At 72.0% G+C, this 16,990-nt stretch carries 19 protein-coding genes; 10 read left to right on the top strand and 9 right to left on the bottom strand.

All coding sequences use genetic code 11. The annotated features are described in order from the left end of the window. Window positions 1-35: 35 nt before the first annotated feature. The 4 genes from AB0K15_RS04270 to AB0K15_RS04255 form a co-directional block, all read right to left on the bottom strand. Window positions 36-1,766 (bottom strand): hypothetical protein, encoded by a 1,731-nt coding sequence (locus AB0K15_RS04270; RefSeq protein WP_364045428.1) that lies wholly within the window; start codon window positions 1,764-1,766, stop codon window positions 36-38. A 60-nt stretch (window positions 1,767-1,826) separates the two neighbouring features. Beyond that, the gene (locus AB0K15_RS04265) at window positions 1,827-3,617 is read right to left on the bottom strand and encodes a hypothetical protein (RefSeq protein ID WP_364045426.1); all 1,791 of its coding nucleotides are present in this window, start codon (window positions 3,615-3,617) and stop codon (window positions 1,827-1,829) included. 358 nt (window positions 3,618-3,975) lie between these two features. Further along, window positions 3,976-5,718, bottom strand: coding sequence for a thiamine pyrophosphate-dependent enzyme (locus tag AB0K15_RS04260; RefSeq protein WP_364045424.1), 1,743 nt, complete (start codon window positions 5,716-5,718; stop codon window positions 3,976-3,978). A gap of 10 nt (window positions 5,719-5,728) precedes the next feature. After that, on the bottom strand, window positions 5,729-6,442 hold the full coding sequence (locus AB0K15_RS04255; protein ID WP_364045423.1) for a flavodoxin family protein: 714 nt from the start codon (window positions 6,440-6,442) through the stop codon (window positions 5,729-5,731). 161 nt (window positions 6,443-6,603) lie between these two features. Between AB0K15_RS04255 and AB0K15_RS04250 the strand changes: the two genes are divergently transcribed. Then, window positions 6,604-6,930: a hypothetical protein gene (locus AB0K15_RS04250; protein ID WP_364045421.1), complete on the top strand. Its 327-nt coding sequence runs from the start codon at window positions 6,604-6,606 to the stop codon at window positions 6,928-6,930. Window positions 6,931-6,947: 17 nt separating this feature from the next. Here the strand turns inward: AB0K15_RS04250 and AB0K15_RS04245 are convergent, their stop codons facing one another. Both AB0K15_RS04245 and AB0K15_RS04240 read right to left on the bottom strand, forming a co-directional pair. After that, entirely contained in the window at window positions 6,948-7,214 is a 267-nt protein-coding gene (locus tag AB0K15_RS04245) for a hypothetical protein (RefSeq protein ID WP_364045419.1), read from the bottom strand. A 122-nt stretch (window positions 7,215-7,336) separates the two neighbouring features. Beyond that, entirely contained in the window at window positions 7,337-8,554 is a 1,218-nt protein-coding gene (locus AB0K15_RS04240) for a GAF domain-containing SpoIIE family protein phosphatase (RefSeq protein WP_364045417.1), read from the bottom strand. Between the two features lie 99 nt (window positions 8,555-8,653). Between AB0K15_RS04240 and AB0K15_RS04235 the strand changes: the two genes are divergently transcribed. From AB0K15_RS04235 to AB0K15_RS04215, 5 genes are read left to right on the top strand one after another with little or no spacing between them, the layout of a single operon-like run. Further along, window positions 8,654-9,106 carry an SRPBCC family protein gene (locus AB0K15_RS04235; RefSeq protein ID WP_364045415.1) on the top strand — a complete coding sequence of 151 codons (453 nt, stop codon included), beginning with the start codon at window positions 8,654-8,656 and terminating at the stop codon, window positions 9,104-9,106. Beyond that, window positions 9,103-9,453, top strand: a complete 351-nt coding sequence (locus AB0K15_RS04230; protein ID WP_364045413.1) for a metalloregulator ArsR/SmtB family transcription factor — start codon at window positions 9,103-9,105, stop codon at window positions 9,451-9,453. Before AB0K15_RS04235 ends, AB0K15_RS04230 begins: the two co-directional genes overlap by 4 nt. After that, window positions 9,450-9,899, top strand: coding sequence for an SRPBCC domain-containing protein (locus AB0K15_RS04225; protein ID WP_364045411.1), 450 nt, complete (start codon window positions 9,450-9,452; stop codon window positions 9,897-9,899). Before AB0K15_RS04230 ends, AB0K15_RS04225 begins: the two co-directional genes overlap by 4 nt. A gap of 9 nt (window positions 9,900-9,908) precedes the next feature. Next, entirely contained in the window at window positions 9,909-10,343 is a 435-nt protein-coding gene (locus AB0K15_RS04220) for a carboxylesterase family protein (RefSeq protein WP_364046651.1), read from the top strand. 52 nt (window positions 10,344-10,395) lie between these two features. Then, complete coding sequence (locus tag AB0K15_RS04215) at window positions 10,396-11,751, top strand: MFS transporter (protein ID WP_364045409.1); 1,356 nt, start codon at window positions 10,396-10,398, stop codon at window positions 11,749-11,751. Between the two features lie 30 nt (window positions 11,752-11,781). On the opposite strand, the gene AB0K15_RS04210 is transcribed toward AB0K15_RS04215, so the two are convergent. Next, window positions 11,782-12,624, bottom strand: a complete 843-nt coding sequence (locus AB0K15_RS04210) for an SDR family oxidoreductase (protein WP_364045407.1) — start codon at window positions 12,622-12,624, stop codon at window positions 11,782-11,784. Between the two features lie 79 nt (window positions 12,625-12,703). On the opposite strand from AB0K15_RS04210, the gene AB0K15_RS04205 reads away from it, so the two are divergent. Together AB0K15_RS04205 and cynS are read left to right on the top strand one after the other, a co-directional pair. Next, complete coding sequence (locus AB0K15_RS04205; RefSeq protein WP_364045405.1) at window positions 12,704-13,609, top strand: LysR substrate-binding domain-containing protein; 906 nt, start codon at window positions 12,704-12,706, stop codon at window positions 13,607-13,609. A 92-nt stretch (window positions 13,610-13,701) separates the two neighbouring features. Further along, window positions 13,702-14,148 (top strand): cyanase, encoded by a 447-nt coding sequence (cynS, locus tag AB0K15_RS04200; protein ID WP_364045403.1) that lies wholly within the window; start codon window positions 13,702-13,704, stop codon window positions 14,146-14,148. Between the two features lie 54 nt (window positions 14,149-14,202). On the opposite strand, the gene AB0K15_RS04195 is transcribed toward cynS, so the two are convergent. Together AB0K15_RS04195 and AB0K15_RS04190 are read right to left on the bottom strand one after the other, a co-directional pair. Continuing rightward, window positions 14,203-14,565 (bottom strand): VOC family protein, encoded by a 363-nt coding sequence (locus tag AB0K15_RS04195; RefSeq protein ID WP_364045401.1) that lies wholly within the window; start codon window positions 14,563-14,565, stop codon window positions 14,203-14,205. 64 nt (window positions 14,566-14,629) lie between these two features. Further along, the gene (locus tag AB0K15_RS04190; RefSeq protein WP_364045399.1) at window positions 14,630-15,196 is read right to left on the bottom strand and encodes a dihydrofolate reductase family protein; all 567 of its coding nucleotides are present in this window, start codon (window positions 15,194-15,196) and stop codon (window positions 14,630-14,632) included. 128 nt (window positions 15,197-15,324) lie between these two features. On the opposite strand from AB0K15_RS04190, the gene AB0K15_RS04185 reads away from it, so the two are divergent. After that, window positions 15,325-16,335, top strand: a complete 1,011-nt coding sequence (locus AB0K15_RS04185; protein ID WP_364045397.1) for a sigma-70 family RNA polymerase sigma factor — start codon at window positions 15,325-15,327, stop codon at window positions 16,333-16,335. A gap of 141 nt (window positions 16,336-16,476) precedes the next feature. Then, window positions 16,477-16,990, top strand: a 514-nt coding sequence (locus tag AB0K15_RS04180) for an alpha/beta hydrolase (protein ID WP_364045395.1), incomplete at its 3' end; no start/stop codon positions are given.

The raw sequence follows: 16,990 nt of genomic DNA, 5'->3' as shown, positions 1-16,990 counted from the left end.
GCGGTTTCTCCTTGCAGTGGGGGATTTCTGCGGGTTCAGCGAAGGACCGCGGAGATCGGCACGACGGTCCCGTCGGGGACCCACTGGCCGGCGTAGTCGCGGTCCATCACCATGCCGGGGGCGTGGGGCTCCCCGGGGTCCATCGGCATCACGTTGACCTGCGCCGAGGCGTACATCTGCACCTCGCCCGTCACCGCCGCGGGGCCGAGCCACCGCGCGAACCCGCCGACGGTCGGGCTCTCGCCGCCGAACTCGTCGCCGACCGCGACGGCGTAGGCCAGTGCCGTCGGGTCGCGCGGGTCGAAACGCAGGGGCAGCGAAGAACTGGCGACCGCGTTCACGAGCGGGGCGTTGAGCAGCCACGGCGCCAGGTACAGGCCGTACTGGTAGGTCGGGCGGCTCTGCTGGGCTTGTTTGGCCTGCCTCAGCGCGGAGTAGCCACCGGCCCAGCCGGCCACGACGACCAGCGCGGTGTCCGGTCCGGGTTCGGCCCGCACGGCCAAGTCGTGGCGGGCGGCGGTGTCCCGCACGAGCCGGGCCGCTGCCCGCCCGCGCGGTGACGCGTCGTCGACGAGCGTGAGCGCGGCGGGTTTGCGGGTGGCGAGGAAGTCCACCAGCTTCACCAGCGCGCCACTGTCCTCAGGGGACAGTGCGTCGGCCGGGCACGAGGTCAGCACGTCACGGCGGCCCGCGACGAGCCCGCCGAGCGCGGCGGACGCGCACTCCGGCGAGTCGGCCGTGAGGCCCGGGCCTGGCTCGGTGCCGGCGTCCACTTCGACGGCCGTGGTGGCGTCACCCCGGCGGATCCGCAGGTCGCTGCGCCCGGCCGGCAGGACGACGTCGGCCCACGTGCCCTCCGCGCCGGGCCGCGCGACGGACTGGACGACGGAGCCGTCCGCGGCCGTCACCGAGACATCGGTCCCGGCGCTGGCAGGGAAGTGGACGAGGTTGTGGCCCGGGCGCTGTGGGCTGACCAGGACCGGGTACCCGCCGGCGTCGTCGAGCAGCGGCACCCCGGGCACGGGCAGCGGGGGCGGGGCCGGGATCGCGGCGAGCGCGGCCCACGCCAGGAACGCGAGCGCCACGCCGACCGCGCCGAACCGGTACGTGCGGCCGGTGTCGCGCCGCAGCACCACGGCCAGCACCGTCACCGCGAGCGGCAGCAGCACGGCGAGCAGGACCGTGAGGCCGAACAGCGTCGTGTAGAGCCGCCGGTCGAACCCGGGGCCGGACAGCGTGAGCTCGACGCCGCCGGCCAGCACCAGGAGTCCGCCGAGTGTCAGAGACAGCGGCCCGGGCCGGATGGCCGTGGCCCGCCACTGATCGTCGGGCGAAGCGCTGAGCAGGGCGAAGCCGAACCAGACGGTGGCGCCCGCCACGTACCCGAGGTCCGCGGCGAACCCGAGACCCGAGCGGCCGGCCGACGTCTCGAGCACCACCAGCGCGACGAGCGCGACCGACGCCCACCGCCCGAACCGCGGCGGGCTCGCCAGCAGCGGCACGGCGAGCGCGAGCACGACGTGCACGGCCAAGGCGATCGGGTTGATCGGCACGGCGAAGAACGAGCCGAGGGCCAGCGCCGCCGACGCGCCGCCGAGTCCGAAAAGGACCGTACGGGTGCGTCGGCCGGGCGAGCCGGCCAGCGGGGCCAGCAGGCCCGCACCGGCGAGGAAAGCGGTGGTGAGCAGCAACGCGAGCCGCAGCACGAGCGCCAGCGCGTCCACTCCGGACGAACCGGTGGCGGCCGTGAGGTCGTGGTGATCCATCGTGGACCTTCCGGGGGAGGTCCGGTGCCGGGCCACCGAAGCGGCCCGGCACCGGAGGGGTCACTTGACGTCGGCGTCCGCGGCCACGAACAGCTCCGAGTGCGGCTTGGCGTTGCCGAAGTCGCCGTGCGGCCAGGACTTGCGGTTGAAGTTGAGCCCGACCTGGCCGGTGAACTCGTCGCGGAAGTTCTGGTCCACGGAGATCTTCCCGTCCGGGCCCAGGTTCAGCAGGTTGACCTTGTGGTCACCGTCCAAACCGGACCGGGCGACGAAGTAGTTCGACACCGCGAGGTGCTGCGGCCGCGTCGTCTCGTGGTAGAACCCGTCGCTGCCGAGCGCGAGGTTGTCGTAGGCGCCCCAGTGCGGGCCGGCGCCCGGCGTGCCGGGGTTGATCGGCGCCGCGCCGACGACGGTCGGCAGGTCACCGCCGCCGCCCTGCTGTGCCTTGGCCTTCGTGTCCACGCGGCCCTGGATGTCCTCGATCCGGTCGCCGGCGTTGACCAGCTTCTGGATGTCGAGCACGTAGACGCCTCCGGTGGTGCCGGGGTCGTCCGCGCCGAGCGTGCCCTTCTGCCGCCCGACGATCGCGCGGTAGAGGTACTTGTCGTCGGGGCTGGTCTGGATCCAGCCGCCGTTGGAGCTGGCGCCGTTGGCGTCGTTGCCGGGGTAGATGGCCTTGTTGGCGGCCCCGTCGTCGAAGACCTCGATCCAATGCGGATCCTTCGCCGTGATGTCCGGGGTGTAGAACACCGCGCCGCCCTGCATGGTCTGTGCGAACGCGCCCTTGTGGCCCGGCAGGTTCGTCACCGTGGTCTCCATGACCGCCCGGCTTTCCCAGTGCAGCGGGTCGGCCGGGTCGGCGCGCGGGCCGTCCGGCAGGTAGGAGACCGCCTTGAGCTTCGGGTGGTTGCGGTCGGAGATGTCCCACGTGCGCACGGTCGGGCGCCGCAGGTACGGCGACGGCTGCTTCACCGGGTCGAGGATGATGTTGCGCGGTTCGGCGTAGTCACTGGTGACCAGCGTGTCGAGGTCCTCGCGGGCCTGCACGCCGTGCGGGTTGGCGCACGTCGGTTTCCCGAGCTGCGGGAGGTTGTCGCACAGCTTGGGGTTGTCGCCCTGCGGTGTCGCGGCCGGGTTCTGCGACAGGACCTGCGCGTTCTGGTCGAAGTGCACGACCTCGCCGGGGCTGCCGGCGAACCCGTTGCCGATCTGCGTGCTGCCGTCCTGGTAGGTGTACGGCCCGGGCACGACCGGCCCGCCCATGTAGGTGCCGTACGCCGTGCCGTCCTTGAGCACCCAGTACGCGTCGGGCACCGAACCGCCGAGCGTCTGCGTCGGCAGGCTCACGCCCTTGAGTTTCAGCTGAGGCAAGGAACTCACGTCGAACGCATACGTCGCCGCGGCGAACAGCGCGCCCGCGTAGATCGTGTCGCCCTTGTGCCACACGTACTGCATGTGGTGCGGCTCGTTCTCCACGAGCGGGCCCACCGTCGCGGTGTTCACCACCTTGCCGTACGACGGCGAGCCTTGCGTCGCGTCGATCACGGCCAGGAAATCGGGGCCGGGCAAGGCGTTCTTCACCTTGTTGAGCCCGCCGCCGAGCGTGCCCGGCAGGTTCTTGACGTCCTTCACGGCGGTGTCGGCGATGTTCTCGTCACCGGCCCACACGAGCAGCCACTTCTTCGGCGTGCCCGACTTCGCGGTGAGCTCCTTCGACACCAGGTGGTTCTGCACCCAGTACTGCTTGCCGTCGGCCGCGGTCAAGCTGGCGGTGAACACCTGGACATCCGCGTACGCACTCGTGCTCGCCCCGGTGTAGGTCACCGCCGCGATCGCCAACGCGGTGGCCATCGACCCCGTCACCACCTTCCGCCAACGCGGACTGGATCGCATGCACGTTCTCCTTGTTCGTCGTTCCCGCGCCCGTTTTCCGGGCAGGACAAAGACACCCTCGGTGCGGTGCTGGTTCTTCGGACCCGGGCGGCTTACTCGTTCCGAAGCGCCCCGGGTCCGGACATGCGCGAAATAGTTGCGCCATTCAGACCAACCGTCAATCCGGTGATCAATCCCTGAGACGCCGCCGTATCGGGTGATTCGCCGACCGCGGTGTCTGCCCAGCTGGGACGGTCTCTGTCACCCGACCGTGTGACTGGCACAAAAGAAAGAGGCCCGACCGTCGCCGGTCGGGCCTCTGGGGCGGTGGAGCTGGTTACGCCTTTTCGCCGGGGTCGTGCGCCGAGATCAGGGTCTCCTCGATCTTGGCGATGGCGAAGCCCCACGCCTGGGAGACGGTGGGCTTCGGCGGGATCACGATCTCCTCGGCGTTGGTGACGACGTCGAGCAGCACCGGGCCGGGGTGGGCCAGCGCGTCGCGGACGGCCGCGTCGACCTGGTCGGGGTGCTCGACGCGGACGGCGTGGATGCCGCAGGCCCGGGCGACGCCGGCGAGGTCCGGGTTCTTGAGGACCGTGCCGAACTCGGGGATGCCGCCCTGTTCCTGCTCCAGCTTGACCATGCCGAGGCGGGAGTTGTCGAACACGAAGATCTTCACCGGCAGGTCGTAGGCCGCGACCGTGAGCAGTTCGCCCATGAGCATGGTGAGCCCGCCGTCGCCGCAGAAGGCGATCGTCTGGCGCGCGGGGTCGAGCTGGGCGGCGCCGAGGGCGTGGGGGAGGGCGTTGGCCATGGAGCCCAGGTTGTACGACCCGAGCAGCTGCCGGTTTCCGCGCAGGGTCACGAAGCGGGCCAGCCACACCGTGGACATGCCGGTGTCGGAGGTGAACACCGCGTCGGCGTCGGCGTGCCGGTCGATCGCCGCCGCGAGCACCTCGGGGCGGATGGCGCGCTCGCGGTTGTCGAACTGCTTGCGGACGCGGCCGACGACGGTGGAGTCGTAGCCGGGGTCCGCGAGGTGGCGCTGACGGTCGTGCCAGTTCGTGTAGCGCTCGCGGGACGCGGTGAGGTGCTCGCGCGAGGGCTTCGCCTCGAGCAGCGGCAGCAGCGCGGCCAGCGTGGTGCGGGCGTCGCCGACGAGGGCGTGGTCCACGTGCGTGCGACGGCCGATGCGCATCCCCTCGTGGTCGATCTGCACCACGGTCTTGCCCTTCGGGTACCAGTCGCGGTACGGGAAGTCGGTGCCCACCATGAGCAGCACGTCGCCGTGGGTCAGCGCGTGCTGCGCCGCGGGGTTGCCGATCAGGCCGGTCTGCCCGACCTGGTAGTCGTTGTCCCGTTCGAGGGTTTCCTTGCCTTTGAGCGTGAGGACCATCGGCGCGGCAAGGGTTTCCGCCGTCGCCAGCACCTCGTCGCGGGCCGGCCGGGCGCCGGAGCCGACGAGCATGGTCACGGTGTCCGCGCGGTTGAGCACGGCGGCCACCTCGCCGAGCGCCCCGGCGTCCGGGGTCACCGGCGGGTGCTGGCTCACGAACCGCGGCTCCTGTGTGCCGTGCGGCAGCTCGCGGGCCGCGACGTCGCCCGGCAGGGTCAGCACGGCCACCCCGCTGCGGGCGTACGCCGCGTTCACCGCCAGCTCCAGCAGGTACGGGAACTGCGCCGGGTCGGTGATCGTGCGGGAGAACACCGACACGTCGCGGAACACGGCGTCGTTGTCCACTTCCTGGTGGTAGTCGCTGCCCATCTCGCCGCTGGGCACCTGCCCGCAGATCGCGAGCACGGGGGTGAGGGACTTCTTCGCGTCGTAGAGGCCGTTGAGCAGGTGCAGCGAGCCCGGCCCGACGGTGCCCATGCACACGCCGATCCGGCCGGTGAGCTGCGACTGCGCGCCCGCGGCGAACGCGCCCGCCTCCTCGTGCCGGACCCCGATCCACCGGATGCGAGGCTCCTGGCGCAGCGCGTCGGTGACCGGGTTCAGCGCGTCGCCGACCACGCCCCACATCGCGGACACGCCGTGGTCGGCCAGGCTTTGCACGAGCATCTTCCCGACAGTGGTCATCGGTGTCCTCTCAGCGGTATTCGGGGTTGGGATGGGTGAAATCGAACCGCTCGCCCTCGTCCCAGGCCGCCCGCTGGTTGCCGTACGCGGGGATTCCACCCGCTTCCTTCAGCATTTTCGCCAGGTGCATGAGGTTCCACGTCATGAACGTGGTGTTGCGGTTCGTGAAGTCGTTCTCCGGCCCGCCCGACCCCGGGTCCAGGTAGGACGGACCCGGGCCGATCGGCCCGATCCAGCCGGCGTCGGCCTGCGGCGGGATCGTGTAACCGAGGTGCTGGAGGCTGTAGAGCACGTTCATCGCGCAGTGCTTCACCCCGTCCTCGTTGCCGGTGATCAGGCAGCCACCGACGCGTCCGTAGTAAGCGTACTGGCCGGCGTCGTTGAGCAGGTGCGAACACGCATAGAGCCGTTCGATGACTTTCTTCATTTCGGACGAGTTGTCGCCGAGCCAGATCGGTCCACACAGGACGAGGATGTCGGCGGCCAGCACCTTCTCGTACAGTGCGGGCCATTCGTCGCTCGCCCAGCCGTGCTCGGTCATGTCGGGGTACACGCCGACGGCGATGTCGTGGTCGATCGTGCGGATCACCTCGACCTCGACACCCTCGCGCCGCATGAGCTCGGCGCTCACCCGGAGGAGACCTTCGGTGTTGCTGGGCTCCGGCGAGCGCTTCAGCGTGCTGTTGAAGAACACGGCGCGCAGGCCGTCGAATCGGGGACTCACGGACACTCCAGGGTCGGTGGGAGGTGGCCCTCACACCCTAGGGAGCAGCACGCGCAGTCACCATTATCGGGACGTTACGGTGGTTCTTACGGAAGTGTTGTGCCCGGTTGCGACAGCCGTGCGGCTTGCTACTTTCGCCGCACCTCACGGGAAGGAACCCCATGGCTGCAGGACTCGACGACCTCGGGGCGCGCGACGGCGAGCCCGTCCCCGCCGTGCACATGGCCACCGCCTTGACGGCCGGGCGACTGCGTTTCGACGACGGCTCGACGCAGACCTTCTCCTCCGACGGCACCACCAGCTACGTCGCCGCCGGCGCCACCACTCGCGGCGAGTGGACCGTCGAAGGGGACGGGCGGTTCGGCTCGTTCTGGCCGCCGAGCTACCGCGCTTCGTACGATTTGCGGTGGATCGTGGAGGACGGGCGGGTCGTCGGCCTGCGCTTCACCGAACACGGTCGCGGGTCCCGGTTCGACGGCCGCTACTGAGACCCACGGGCGGCGAGTCAAGGGCGGCGCGGCTCGATCGTGAATCCGAGCTTCCCCAGTACCGCCACCGCGCCCGCTTTGCCGCCTTCGAAGTCGCCGGGCGCCAGGCGCTCGCCGGTGGCGAACTCGTACGCCGTACCGAGAACGGCCTTGTGCGGGTACCGCTTGCCCTCCCACACCAGCTCGTAGGTGCGCGAGGGCCCGAACCCGTGCTCCGCGAAGAACGCCTCCGCCCCGAGCCGGTCGTACTCCTGCGCGGCGCGCACCACGTCCGCCTCGCTCACGCGGCTCCACGACACCATCTCTGCTGGACCTCCCGGGCTGGGCGACATCTCGTGGCCCAGCGTGGGTCCGGCGCGGGGTCCTTCGCATCGGGGAACTCCCCGGTGGGCGCCCACCGGGGCGGCTACGAACGCACCGGCCGTTTCGTCGCCACCAGCAGCGCGACGTCGTCCTGCGCCGCGTTCGTGCCGACGAGCGCGGCCATCACGCGGGCGCACACGGCTTCCGGGTCGCCCGTGGTCATGGCGGTGGTCAGCTTGCGGAAGCCTTCGTCGAGGTCGGCGTCGCGGCGTTCGACGAGGCCGTCGGTGTAGAAGCCGAGCGTGCACTCCGGTGGCAGGGGCACCACGGTGTCGCGCCGGTCCGCGGGCGGCAGGCCCAGGCCCACGGGCAGGTCCGGCGGGACGTCCAGCAGGCGCGCGGGGGAGCCGGGCGTGGCCAAGACGGGCGGCGGGTGCCCGGCAAGGGACAGCACGAGGGTTTCGCGGTCCGGCGGCACGATCGCGTACGCGACGGTCGCCATGATGCCCTTCTCGAAGTGGTTCATCTTGCGGCTCAGCTTGCCCAGCGCCTCGGCCGGGCTCGCGGCGTCGAGCGCGTAGGCGCGCAGGGCGCTGCGCAGCCGGCCCATCACCACGGCGGCGCCCAGACCGTGGCCCGCGACGTCGCCCATCACGATGCCGAGGCGGTCGCCGGGGAGCGGGAACACGTCGTACCAGTCGCCGCCGACGGCGAAGTCCGCGCCCGGCACGTAGCGGGAGGCGAAGTCCAGGCCCGGCACCGAGGCGATGCGCGCCGGCAGGAGGCTTCGCTGGAGTGCGGTCGCGGCCGCGCGGTCTTCGCCGGCGGCCTCGGCCGCCATCGTCAACGCGAGGCGGGCGGCGGCGATCCGCAGGAGCTCGATGTCGTCGGCGTCGAACACGCGCTCCACTGTGGACCCGATGTGCAGCACGCCGACGAGCTCGTCGCGGGCCAGCATCGGCACGCCCAGCAGCACCTTGAGACCGCGTTCCCACAGCAGTGCGTTGATCACGGTCGACTCGTCGACGTGGTCGATCAGCACCGGCGCGCGCTGTGCCGCGACGCGGCCGGCGAACCCGGCGCCGACCGGCACCCGCACGCCCTGGAAGACCTCTTCCTCGATGCCCGCCGACGCGATCGCGGTCAGCTGCCCGGCGGCCTCGTCGAAACGCAGCACCGTCGCGGTGTCGACGTCGAACAGCTCGCGGACGCGCTCCAGCAGCGTCCGCAGCAGCGGCTCCAGCTCGAGCCGGCCGAGGGCGGCGTCGGTGATCGACTCCAGCCGGTGCAGCCGGTCGCGGGAGCCGGGTTTGACGGGCATCAGGCCAGGCTACTGGGCCCCGAACCCGCAACAGATAGTTGCGCACCGAGGCGTCGCCGCCTAACCTGCAACCATTGGTTGCCACTAGGGAGGACGGCCATGGAGTACGGCACCATCGAGCGCGAGATCCGGGTGGCGGCACCGCCCGAAGTCGTCTACGAGGTGATCACGCGGCCCGAGCACATCGCGCAGTGGTGGGGGTTCGACGCGGTGTTCGAGGGGAGCGCGGGCACCATGAGCCGGCCGCGCCGGGACGGGAGCGGGACGGCCGTCGTGCCGGTGTCCGTGGTCGAGGCGGAGCCGCCGCGGCGGTTCGTCTTCCGCTGGGTGCAGCCGACGGGACAGGTAGCGACGCCGGAGAACTCGTTCCTCGTCACGTTCGAGCTGGTCCTGGAGGACGGCGGCACGCTGCTGAAGCTCACCGAGGCCGGCTTCCGCGAGATCGGGTGGGAGGCGGCTCGGCTCGAGGCGTACTACCGCGACCACAGCGCGGGCTGGGACGAGCACCTGCCCAACCTCGCGGCGTACGCGGCCGGGCTGGTGCGCACGTGATCGACGACGAGCTGTGGGCCGCCCTCGGCGACCCCACCCGGCGGCACCTGCTGGACCTGCTGCTGGCCGACGGGTTCGGCACGGCGACGGGACTGAGCCGGCACCTGCCGGTGACGCGTCAGGCGGTCACCAAGCACCTCGCCGTGCTGGAGCGCGCGGAGCTGGTCGTGGCCCGCAAGGACGGGCGTGAAGTCCGGTACGTCGTCAACGAAGCGCAGTTCGCCCGCGCCGTCGCGCAGCTGACCTCCGTCGGCGCGGCGTGGGACGCCCGGCTGCGGCGGATCAAGACGATCGCCGAGTCGATCCAGGCTCTGCGATCGGCCGAAGGAAAGGAAACCCCGGTATGACCCCGGACTACCAGAGGACCCTCTCGGTCGACGCGGCTCCCGGCACCGTGTTCGACGCGCTCACCACCGTCGCCGGCCTCGGCGCGTGGTGGACCCGCGTCACGGGATCCGGCGACGCCGGGGGCGAGCTCCGGTTCTTCTTCTCCCACCCGGACCCGTGCGTGATGCGCGTCGACGAAGCCACGCGGCCCAGCGTGGTCCGCTGGACCGTCACCTCGTGCGACTTCCTCCCGGACTGGGTCGGCACGCGGCCGGCCTTCACCCTCGTCCCGGTCGACGGCACCACGGAACTGCGCTTCCGCCACCACGGCCTGACCGCGCAGCTCGACTGCATCGACATGTGTACCTCCGGCTGGAACCACTTCACCGAAAGCTTGCGCGCGTACGCGGAATCCGGCGTCGGCATGCCGAGCGGCAGCCCCGCGGACCTGGCCCGGCGCGGGTGAGCGACGGAAATCGAAAGGTCCCGCACGCGCGGCCCCCGCGCGCTCGGCTGCCTCGGCGACCTCGCGCGGCGCGCCGGACCGGCCGCGGGGAGGCAAGCCGCGATCAACGCCCCGGAGATCCGCACCGAAGCCGGACGAGTGCGGGGCCGCACGGAGGACGGCCTGGCCGTGTTCCGCGGCATCCCGTTCGCGCGGCCGCCGGTGGGGGAGCTGCGGTTCGCCGCGCCGACGGGGGACGGCGTGTGCGAGGCGCACGAGTTCGGCCCGCCGCCCCCTCAGCCGCCCGGCCCGCCGTCGAACGCGGTGACCGGTGAGGACTGGCTGACGCTCAACGTCTGGTCGCCGCGGCCCGAGGCGGCGTCGCGCGTGCTGTGGGCCGAGCACGACTTCGCGCCGCGCCGCTGCCGGCGGACTGACGGGCCGCCGCCGGGACTTGACCGCTGATCCCCTCGCCTGCGACTCTCGCGCTCCCAGGGCGGACACGGGGAACGGTGGCATGACCGGCAGATGGGGCGGCCTCACGGCGTTGCTCGCGGGGTTCTTCGTGATTCTTCTCGACACGACCATCGTGGCGGTGGCGAGTCCGGCGATCCAGGCCGAGCCGAAGCCCGACGTGGCTGGGCTGTTCTGGGTGACGGCCGGCTACCTGCTCGCGTTTTCGGTACCGCTGCTCGTGTTCGGGCGGCTCGGGGACCGCTTCGGCCCGAAGCGCGTGTACCTCGCCGGGATGGCGGGCTTCGGGGCCGCGTCGGCCTTGTGCTCGGTGGCGCCGTCGATCGGCTGGCTGATCGCGTTCCGGGTCCTGCAAGGACTGGCCGCGGCGGCGATGGCGCCGCAGCCGCTCACGTTGATCCGGCGGCTCTTCGCCGAGCACGAACGCGGGCGCGCCCTCGGGGTGTGGGGTTCGGTCGCGGCGGCGGGCACCCTGCTCGGGCCCGTCGCGGGCGGGCTGCTGACCGCGGCGCTCGACTGGCGCTGGATCTTCTGGGTCAACGTGCCGCTCTGCGGGATCGCGCTTCTGCTCGGCCTGCGCCTGATTCCGGGCAGTCCCGGGCGTGTCACGCGGTTCGACGTCCCGGGCGCGGTGGCGAGCACGGCGGGACTGAGCCTTCTCGTGTGGGCGCTGCTGTCATGGAGCCTTCTGTCTCTGCCCGCGCTGGGCTTGTCCGCCGCGCTGCTGGTCTTCTTCGTCCGCAGGGAACGCGGCCAAGGCGCGGAAGCCCTTGCGCCGCTGGAGCTCTACCGCTCGGCCGAGTATTCCTCGGCCAGCCTGGCGATGGCGGCGCTCGGCGCGACGGTGCTCGCGATGGCCCTGCCGACCATGCTCTACGTGCAGGACGTGCGCGGGTTCGGCCCGGTCGAGGGCGCGGCGGTCCTGGCGCCGGACGCCGTCGTGGCAATGGTCCTGTCCCCGTGGACCGGCCGCTGGGTCGATCGCATCGGTCCGCGCCGGCCCGCGGTGGCCGGGATGGTCTTGCTGACGGCGAGCCTGCTGATCGTGGGCCTGGTGGTCGTCCTGCACCTGAACCCGTGGTGGGTCGCGGCGGGAGCCGCGGTGCTGGGCGCGGCCAACGCCCTGGCCTGGGCGCCGCTGTCGGTCACCGCGATGGCCTCGGTCGCCCCGTCGGCGGCGGGCGCGGCTTCGGGGCTGTTCAACACGGTGCGGCAGGTGGGCGCGGTCGCGGGAGTCGCGGCGACGGGCGCGATCCTCGCCGGCCTGCACGCCCGGCCGACGCTGGCGTTCGGTGTCGTGTTCGGCCTGATCACGCTCACGGCCGCCGCGGGCACGGTGACGGCCCTGCGGCTGCCGGAGACCTTGACCGAGGTGGCCACCGGCGAGCGGCTTCCGTGAGCGTGATCGGCATCCGGTGGCCGGCCCGGCTCAGCGGTGCGTGGGCACCACGTCAGCCGTCGCGGCGTTGGCGTGCTGGGATTCGACGTCGGCCAGCCGCTGCCGCAGCGCCGTGGTCATCAGCTGCCAGGCGTCGGAACCCAGCACGAGGCGGCGCGGCGGGTTCGCCGAAACCGCCGCGCGCACGACGGCGGCGGTCGTGTTCTCCTGGCTGTCCGTCATCTCCGAAACGGGGATCGGCTCCTGGTCGGCGGGCCCGCCGCGGTACGGGGCGCTGACGGGCACGCGGTCGGCGGCGTCGAAGAAGCCCGTGCGGACCATGCCCGGCTCGACCAGCGTTGTGTCGATGCCGAACGGCGCGACCTCCTCGGCCAGCGCCTCGAAGAAGCCTTCGATACCCCACTTCGTGGTGTGGTAGAGCGAAAACGCGGGGAACGCGAGGTGCCCGCCCATGCTCGACAGCTGCAGCAGGCGCCCGCCGCCCTGGGCGCGCAGGGGCGGCACGACCGCGCGGGCGAGCTGGATCGAGCCGGTGAGGTTGGTCGCGATCATGCGGTCGATCTGCGCGTCGGTCAGGTCCTCGGCAGCGGCGAACACGCCGTAGCCCGCGTTGGACACGACCACGTCGATGCGCCCGAACGCGGCGAACGCTTCGTCGACGACGGCGCGCAGCCGCGCGGTGTCCGTGACGTCCAGCGCGCGCACCCACAGGCGATCGCCGTGGCGGGCGGCGAGATCGGCGAGCCGCTCCGGGCGGCGCAGCGTGGCCGCGACGCGGTCGCCGCGCGCCAGCACCTGCTCCACGAGCTCGCGGCCCATCCCGCGCGACGCTCCGGTCACGAACCAGGTCTTGCTGTTCGGTGTGGTGTCCATACTGGAGAAAACCCGTTGTGAGGGTAGAAAAATCCATCCGGGAGATGAGAGTTCCGGATCGCGGCGATACGGTTCGCGCATGAGTGAGCTGACCGTGGCGGGATTGCGGGTCGTCCGGGAGATCGCGTTGAGCGGATCGTTCACCGCCGCCGCGCGGCTGCTGGGGTACTCGCAGCCGGCGATCTCGCGCCAGGTGGCCGCGATGGAGGCGGCGGCCGGGCAGGCGCTGTTCGTCCGTGAGGGCCGCGGCGTGCGGGTCAGCGCGGCGGGTGCCGTCGTGGTCGAGCACGCGGGCCGGATCCTGGCGGGGATGCGGGCGCTCGAACAGGACCTCGCGAGCCTGGACGACCGGCTCGCCGGCCGCGTCCGGCTGGGCGCCTACCCGTCGGCGACGGCCGTGCTGGTGCCCCGCGCCGTCGCGCGGCTGCGCACCGAGCACCCGGGCCTGGAGGTGGCGCTGACCGAAGCCGCGACGCCCACCCTGCTGCGGCACCTGCGTGCCCGGCGGCTGGACGTGGCCGTGATCGGCGTCGGCGCCGGGCTGCCGGACTACGACCTGGCCGGGCTCGACCAGGAGGTCGTGTCGGCCGGCGGCCTGTGTGTCGCGGTCCCGTCCGGTCATCGGCTGGCCGGCGTCGACGTGGTCCCCGTGGCCGAGCTGGCGGGCGAGACCTGGATCGCCGGGCCGCCCGGCCACCGCGACGACCCGCAGTTCCGCGCCTGGCCGACGCTCACCGAGCCCGTGATCGGCCACGCCGTGCGCGGGTGGCCGGCCCGGCTCGGCCTGGTCGCCGCGGGGCTGGGCGTGTGCCTGATGCCCGAGGTCGCCGCCCGGTCCATCCCGGCCGGCGTGGTCACCGTCGGCGTCTACGACCCGGGCTGGCCGGGACGCAGGACGGTCGCCGTGTCGCCGCCGGCGCGCAGCGCGGAGGCCCAGGGTGTACTCGCCGCCTTGCACCGGGCCGGCGCCGACCTCCGGGCTTGATACACCGTTCCTCTGAGTTCAGAGGAAAAGACAGTGAACACGAAGGAGGAATAGATGGCTCCCCCGTGGCCGGGCCCCTTACGCTCGATCGCATGACTACCAAGAAGCAGGCGGCCGACGCGGTGCTCGAGGCCAAGGTCCGGTTGGGGCTCACCTGGGCCGAAATCGCCGAATCCCTCGACGCCCCCGTGGCGTGGACGACGTCGGCCCTGCTCGGCCAGCACCCGGTCCCCGCGGACAAAGCCGCGAAGGCCGTCGCGATCCTGGAGCTGGACGAGGACGTCGCGCGAGCGCTGCAGCTCCAGCCGACGCGCGGCGCGCTCGAGGAGGCCGTGCCGACCGACCCGACCATCTACCGCTTCTACGAGGTCTTGCAGGTGTACGGCCCCACCATCAAGGAACTGATCCACGAGCAGTTCGGCGACGGGATCATGAGCGCCATCAACTTCAAGATCGACGTCGGCCGTCGCGAGGACCCGGGTGGTGAGCGCGTGGTCGTGACGCTCGACGGGAAGTTCCTCAAGTACCAGTGGGGCTGAGCGCGACCGGGTCGCCTCGCCCCGGCGTGGGCGAGGCGACCCGGCGCGGTGAAGCTACGAGGCCGACCACACGGCGAGCACATTGCCTTCCGGATCCCGGAAGTGGAACCGCCGCCCGCCGGGGAACTCGTAGGCCGGTTCGAAGACGGTGCCTCCCGCCGCGACGACGGATGTTTCGCTCGCACCGAGGTCGTCCGAGTACAGGATGCAGAGCGGCCCGCCCGGGGTGACCTCGTCGTCGACGCGAAATCCGCCGACCTCCGGGTACGTCTCGGCCGGATCGGCCCGGATGCCGGCGTACGCGGGCCCGTACGCGTTGAAACCCCAGCCGAACGCGGCGCGGTAGAACGCCGTCGCACGGTCGAGGTCGGTCACGGCGAACTCCGTGTAGTCCAGGCGGTGGTGCGACGAAGCCATGACGATCCTCCCGGTCGGCTCAGGTGGCTCCGCCCATTCTGTTCGCCGCCACCGACAAAAAGCGTCAGGCCGGCCGGTAGGTGAGGAGAACGAGGCTTTCACCGACGGTCCGCGTGGCCACGAGCCGCATCGGTTTCACCTCGCTCGTTTCGGCGAAGAGCCGTTCGCCCGCGCCGACCACGACCGGGTAGGTCATCAGGCGCAGCTCGTCGACGAGGTCGTGCCCGGCCAGCGTGTGCACCAGCAGGCCGCTGCCGTAGACGACGAGGTCGCCGTCCACCTCCTGCTTCAGCTCCGGGACTTCCACGGCCTTCACGACCGTCGAGTTGGTCCACTCGGGACCGTCCAGGGCGGTGGAGGAGACGACGTACTTCGGCAGGGCTCGCAACCGGTCGGCCCAGGCGCCGTCGCGGGACCCCCAGCCCCGCGCGACGAACCACGCGTGGGTGCGCCGCCCCATCAGCAGGGCCGTGGCACTCACCGCCTCTTCGAACTCGACCTTCGCCCACGCCTCCCGGTCGCCGTCCCCGACGCACGTGAACCAGCTGCCCCGCCCGAGGCCGTCCTCACCGGTCGGGTCCTGGACGACTCCGTCGAGCGAGACGTTCTCGCTGATGACGATCTTTCCCATGGCCGTTCTCCCTTTGCCGTCGGCTTTCGGGGGTACCGACGCCGCGGGATCCCGAAAGGGGGCGCGCCCCCTTCCGGCCCCGGCCGGCGTCAAGACAGGATGGGAACGCCGAGCGGAGAGGCGGGGCGATGGAACGGGCGGGAACCGACCTGATCAGCCGGGCGCGGGGCGGCGACGGCGAGGCCTTCCGGGCGCTGACCGAGCCGCACCGGCGCGAGCTGCAGGTGCACTGCTACCGGATGCTCGGCTCGGTGCAGGACGCCGAGGACGCCCTGCAGGACACACTGCTGTCCGCGTGGCGAGGCCTGGCCGGGTTCGACGGCCGCGCCTCGATCCGCACCTGGCTCTACCGGATCGCCACCAACCGGTGTCTCAGCGTCCTGCGCGCGGCCAAGCGCCGCCCGGCCAAGGAGTGGGACATCCCCGGCGTCGAACCGCCGGAGCCCACGCGGCTCGGCGAGGTCCCTTGGCTCGAGCCGTACCCCGACACCCTCCTCGAAGGCGCGATGACCGTGCCGCTCGGTCCGGAAGCCCGCTACGAGCAGACCGAGTCGATCTCCCTGGCGTTCGTGACCGCCCTGCAGACCTTGCCGCCGCGCCGGCTGGCCGTCCTGATCCTGCGCGACGTCCTCGGGTTCCCCGCCGCCGAGGTGGCCGGCATGCTGGACACCACCGTCGACTCGGTCAAGAGCGCCCTCAAACGGGCACGCACCGGCCTGCCGCCCCGGCGGCCGGCTGCCACCGAACCCGCTCCGGCCGCCGGCTCGCCCGAGGAGGACGCGCTCGTGGCGCGGTTCGTCAGCGCGTATGAGGCCGCCGACATCGAAGCGCTGGTGACGCTGCTGACCGACGACGCGTTCATGTCGATGCCGCCGCTGCCCTTCGAGTACGAAGGCCGCGACGTCGTGGGCCACTTCTGCGCGAGCCTGTTCGGCGCGGGGCGGCGCTTCGACCTCGTGGCGACGCGCGCCAACGGCCAGCCCGCGTTCGGCGCGTACCTGCGCACCCCGGGCGGCGTCCGCCACGGCACCGGCCTGTACGTCCTCACCCTGACGGGTGGCCGGATCTGTGCGATGAGCCGCTTCGAGAACAGCGTCTTCCCGGCGTTCGGGCTCCCGCGCTCGCTGCCGGGCCGGTAGCCGGGGCGGCTCTGAGCGGACGGACACCGTCACCGGCACAGTCATCTGTCTGGCGCTGTGCGGGATCCGGCCCGGCGACGATGGTCCCCGTCAACGAGGGCGGGTCCGGAAAGCCGGGCCGCCGAACGAACGGAGACCATCATGCCGACGATCACCACCGACGACGGTGTCGAGATCTACTTCAAGGACTGGGGTACCGGCCAGCCGATCGTCTTCAGCCATGGCTGGCCGCTGTCGGCGGACGACTGGGACACCCAGATGTTGTTCTTCCTGCAGCACGGCTATCGCGTCATCGCCCACGACCGGCGCGGGCACGGCCGCTCCGCACAGGTCGCCGACGGGCACGACCTCGACCACTACGCCGACGACCTGGCCGCCGTCACCGCCCACCTCGACCTGCACGACGCGATCCACGTGGGGCACTCCACCGGCGGCGGTGAGGTCGTGCGCTACCTCGCCCGCCACGGCGAGGCCCGCGTCGCCAAGGCCGCGATCCTGTCCGCCATCCCGCCGCTGATGCTGCAGACCGACTCGAACCCGGGTGGCCTGCCCAAGAGCGCCTTCGACGACCTGCAGGCGCAGCTGTTCGCGAACCGTTCCGTGTTCTACCGAGCGGTGGCCTCGGGCCCGTTCTACGGCTTCAACCGGCCCGGCG

Origin of the sequence: Amycolatopsis sp. NPDC049253 (assembly GCF_040678995.1) — a bacterium.
Classification (GTDB): Bacteria; Actinomycetota; Actinomycetes; order Mycobacteriales; family Pseudonocardiaceae; genus Amycolatopsis.
Note: the sequence above shows the minus strand (reverse complement) of the source record. Positions and strands in the feature narration are given on the sequence as shown.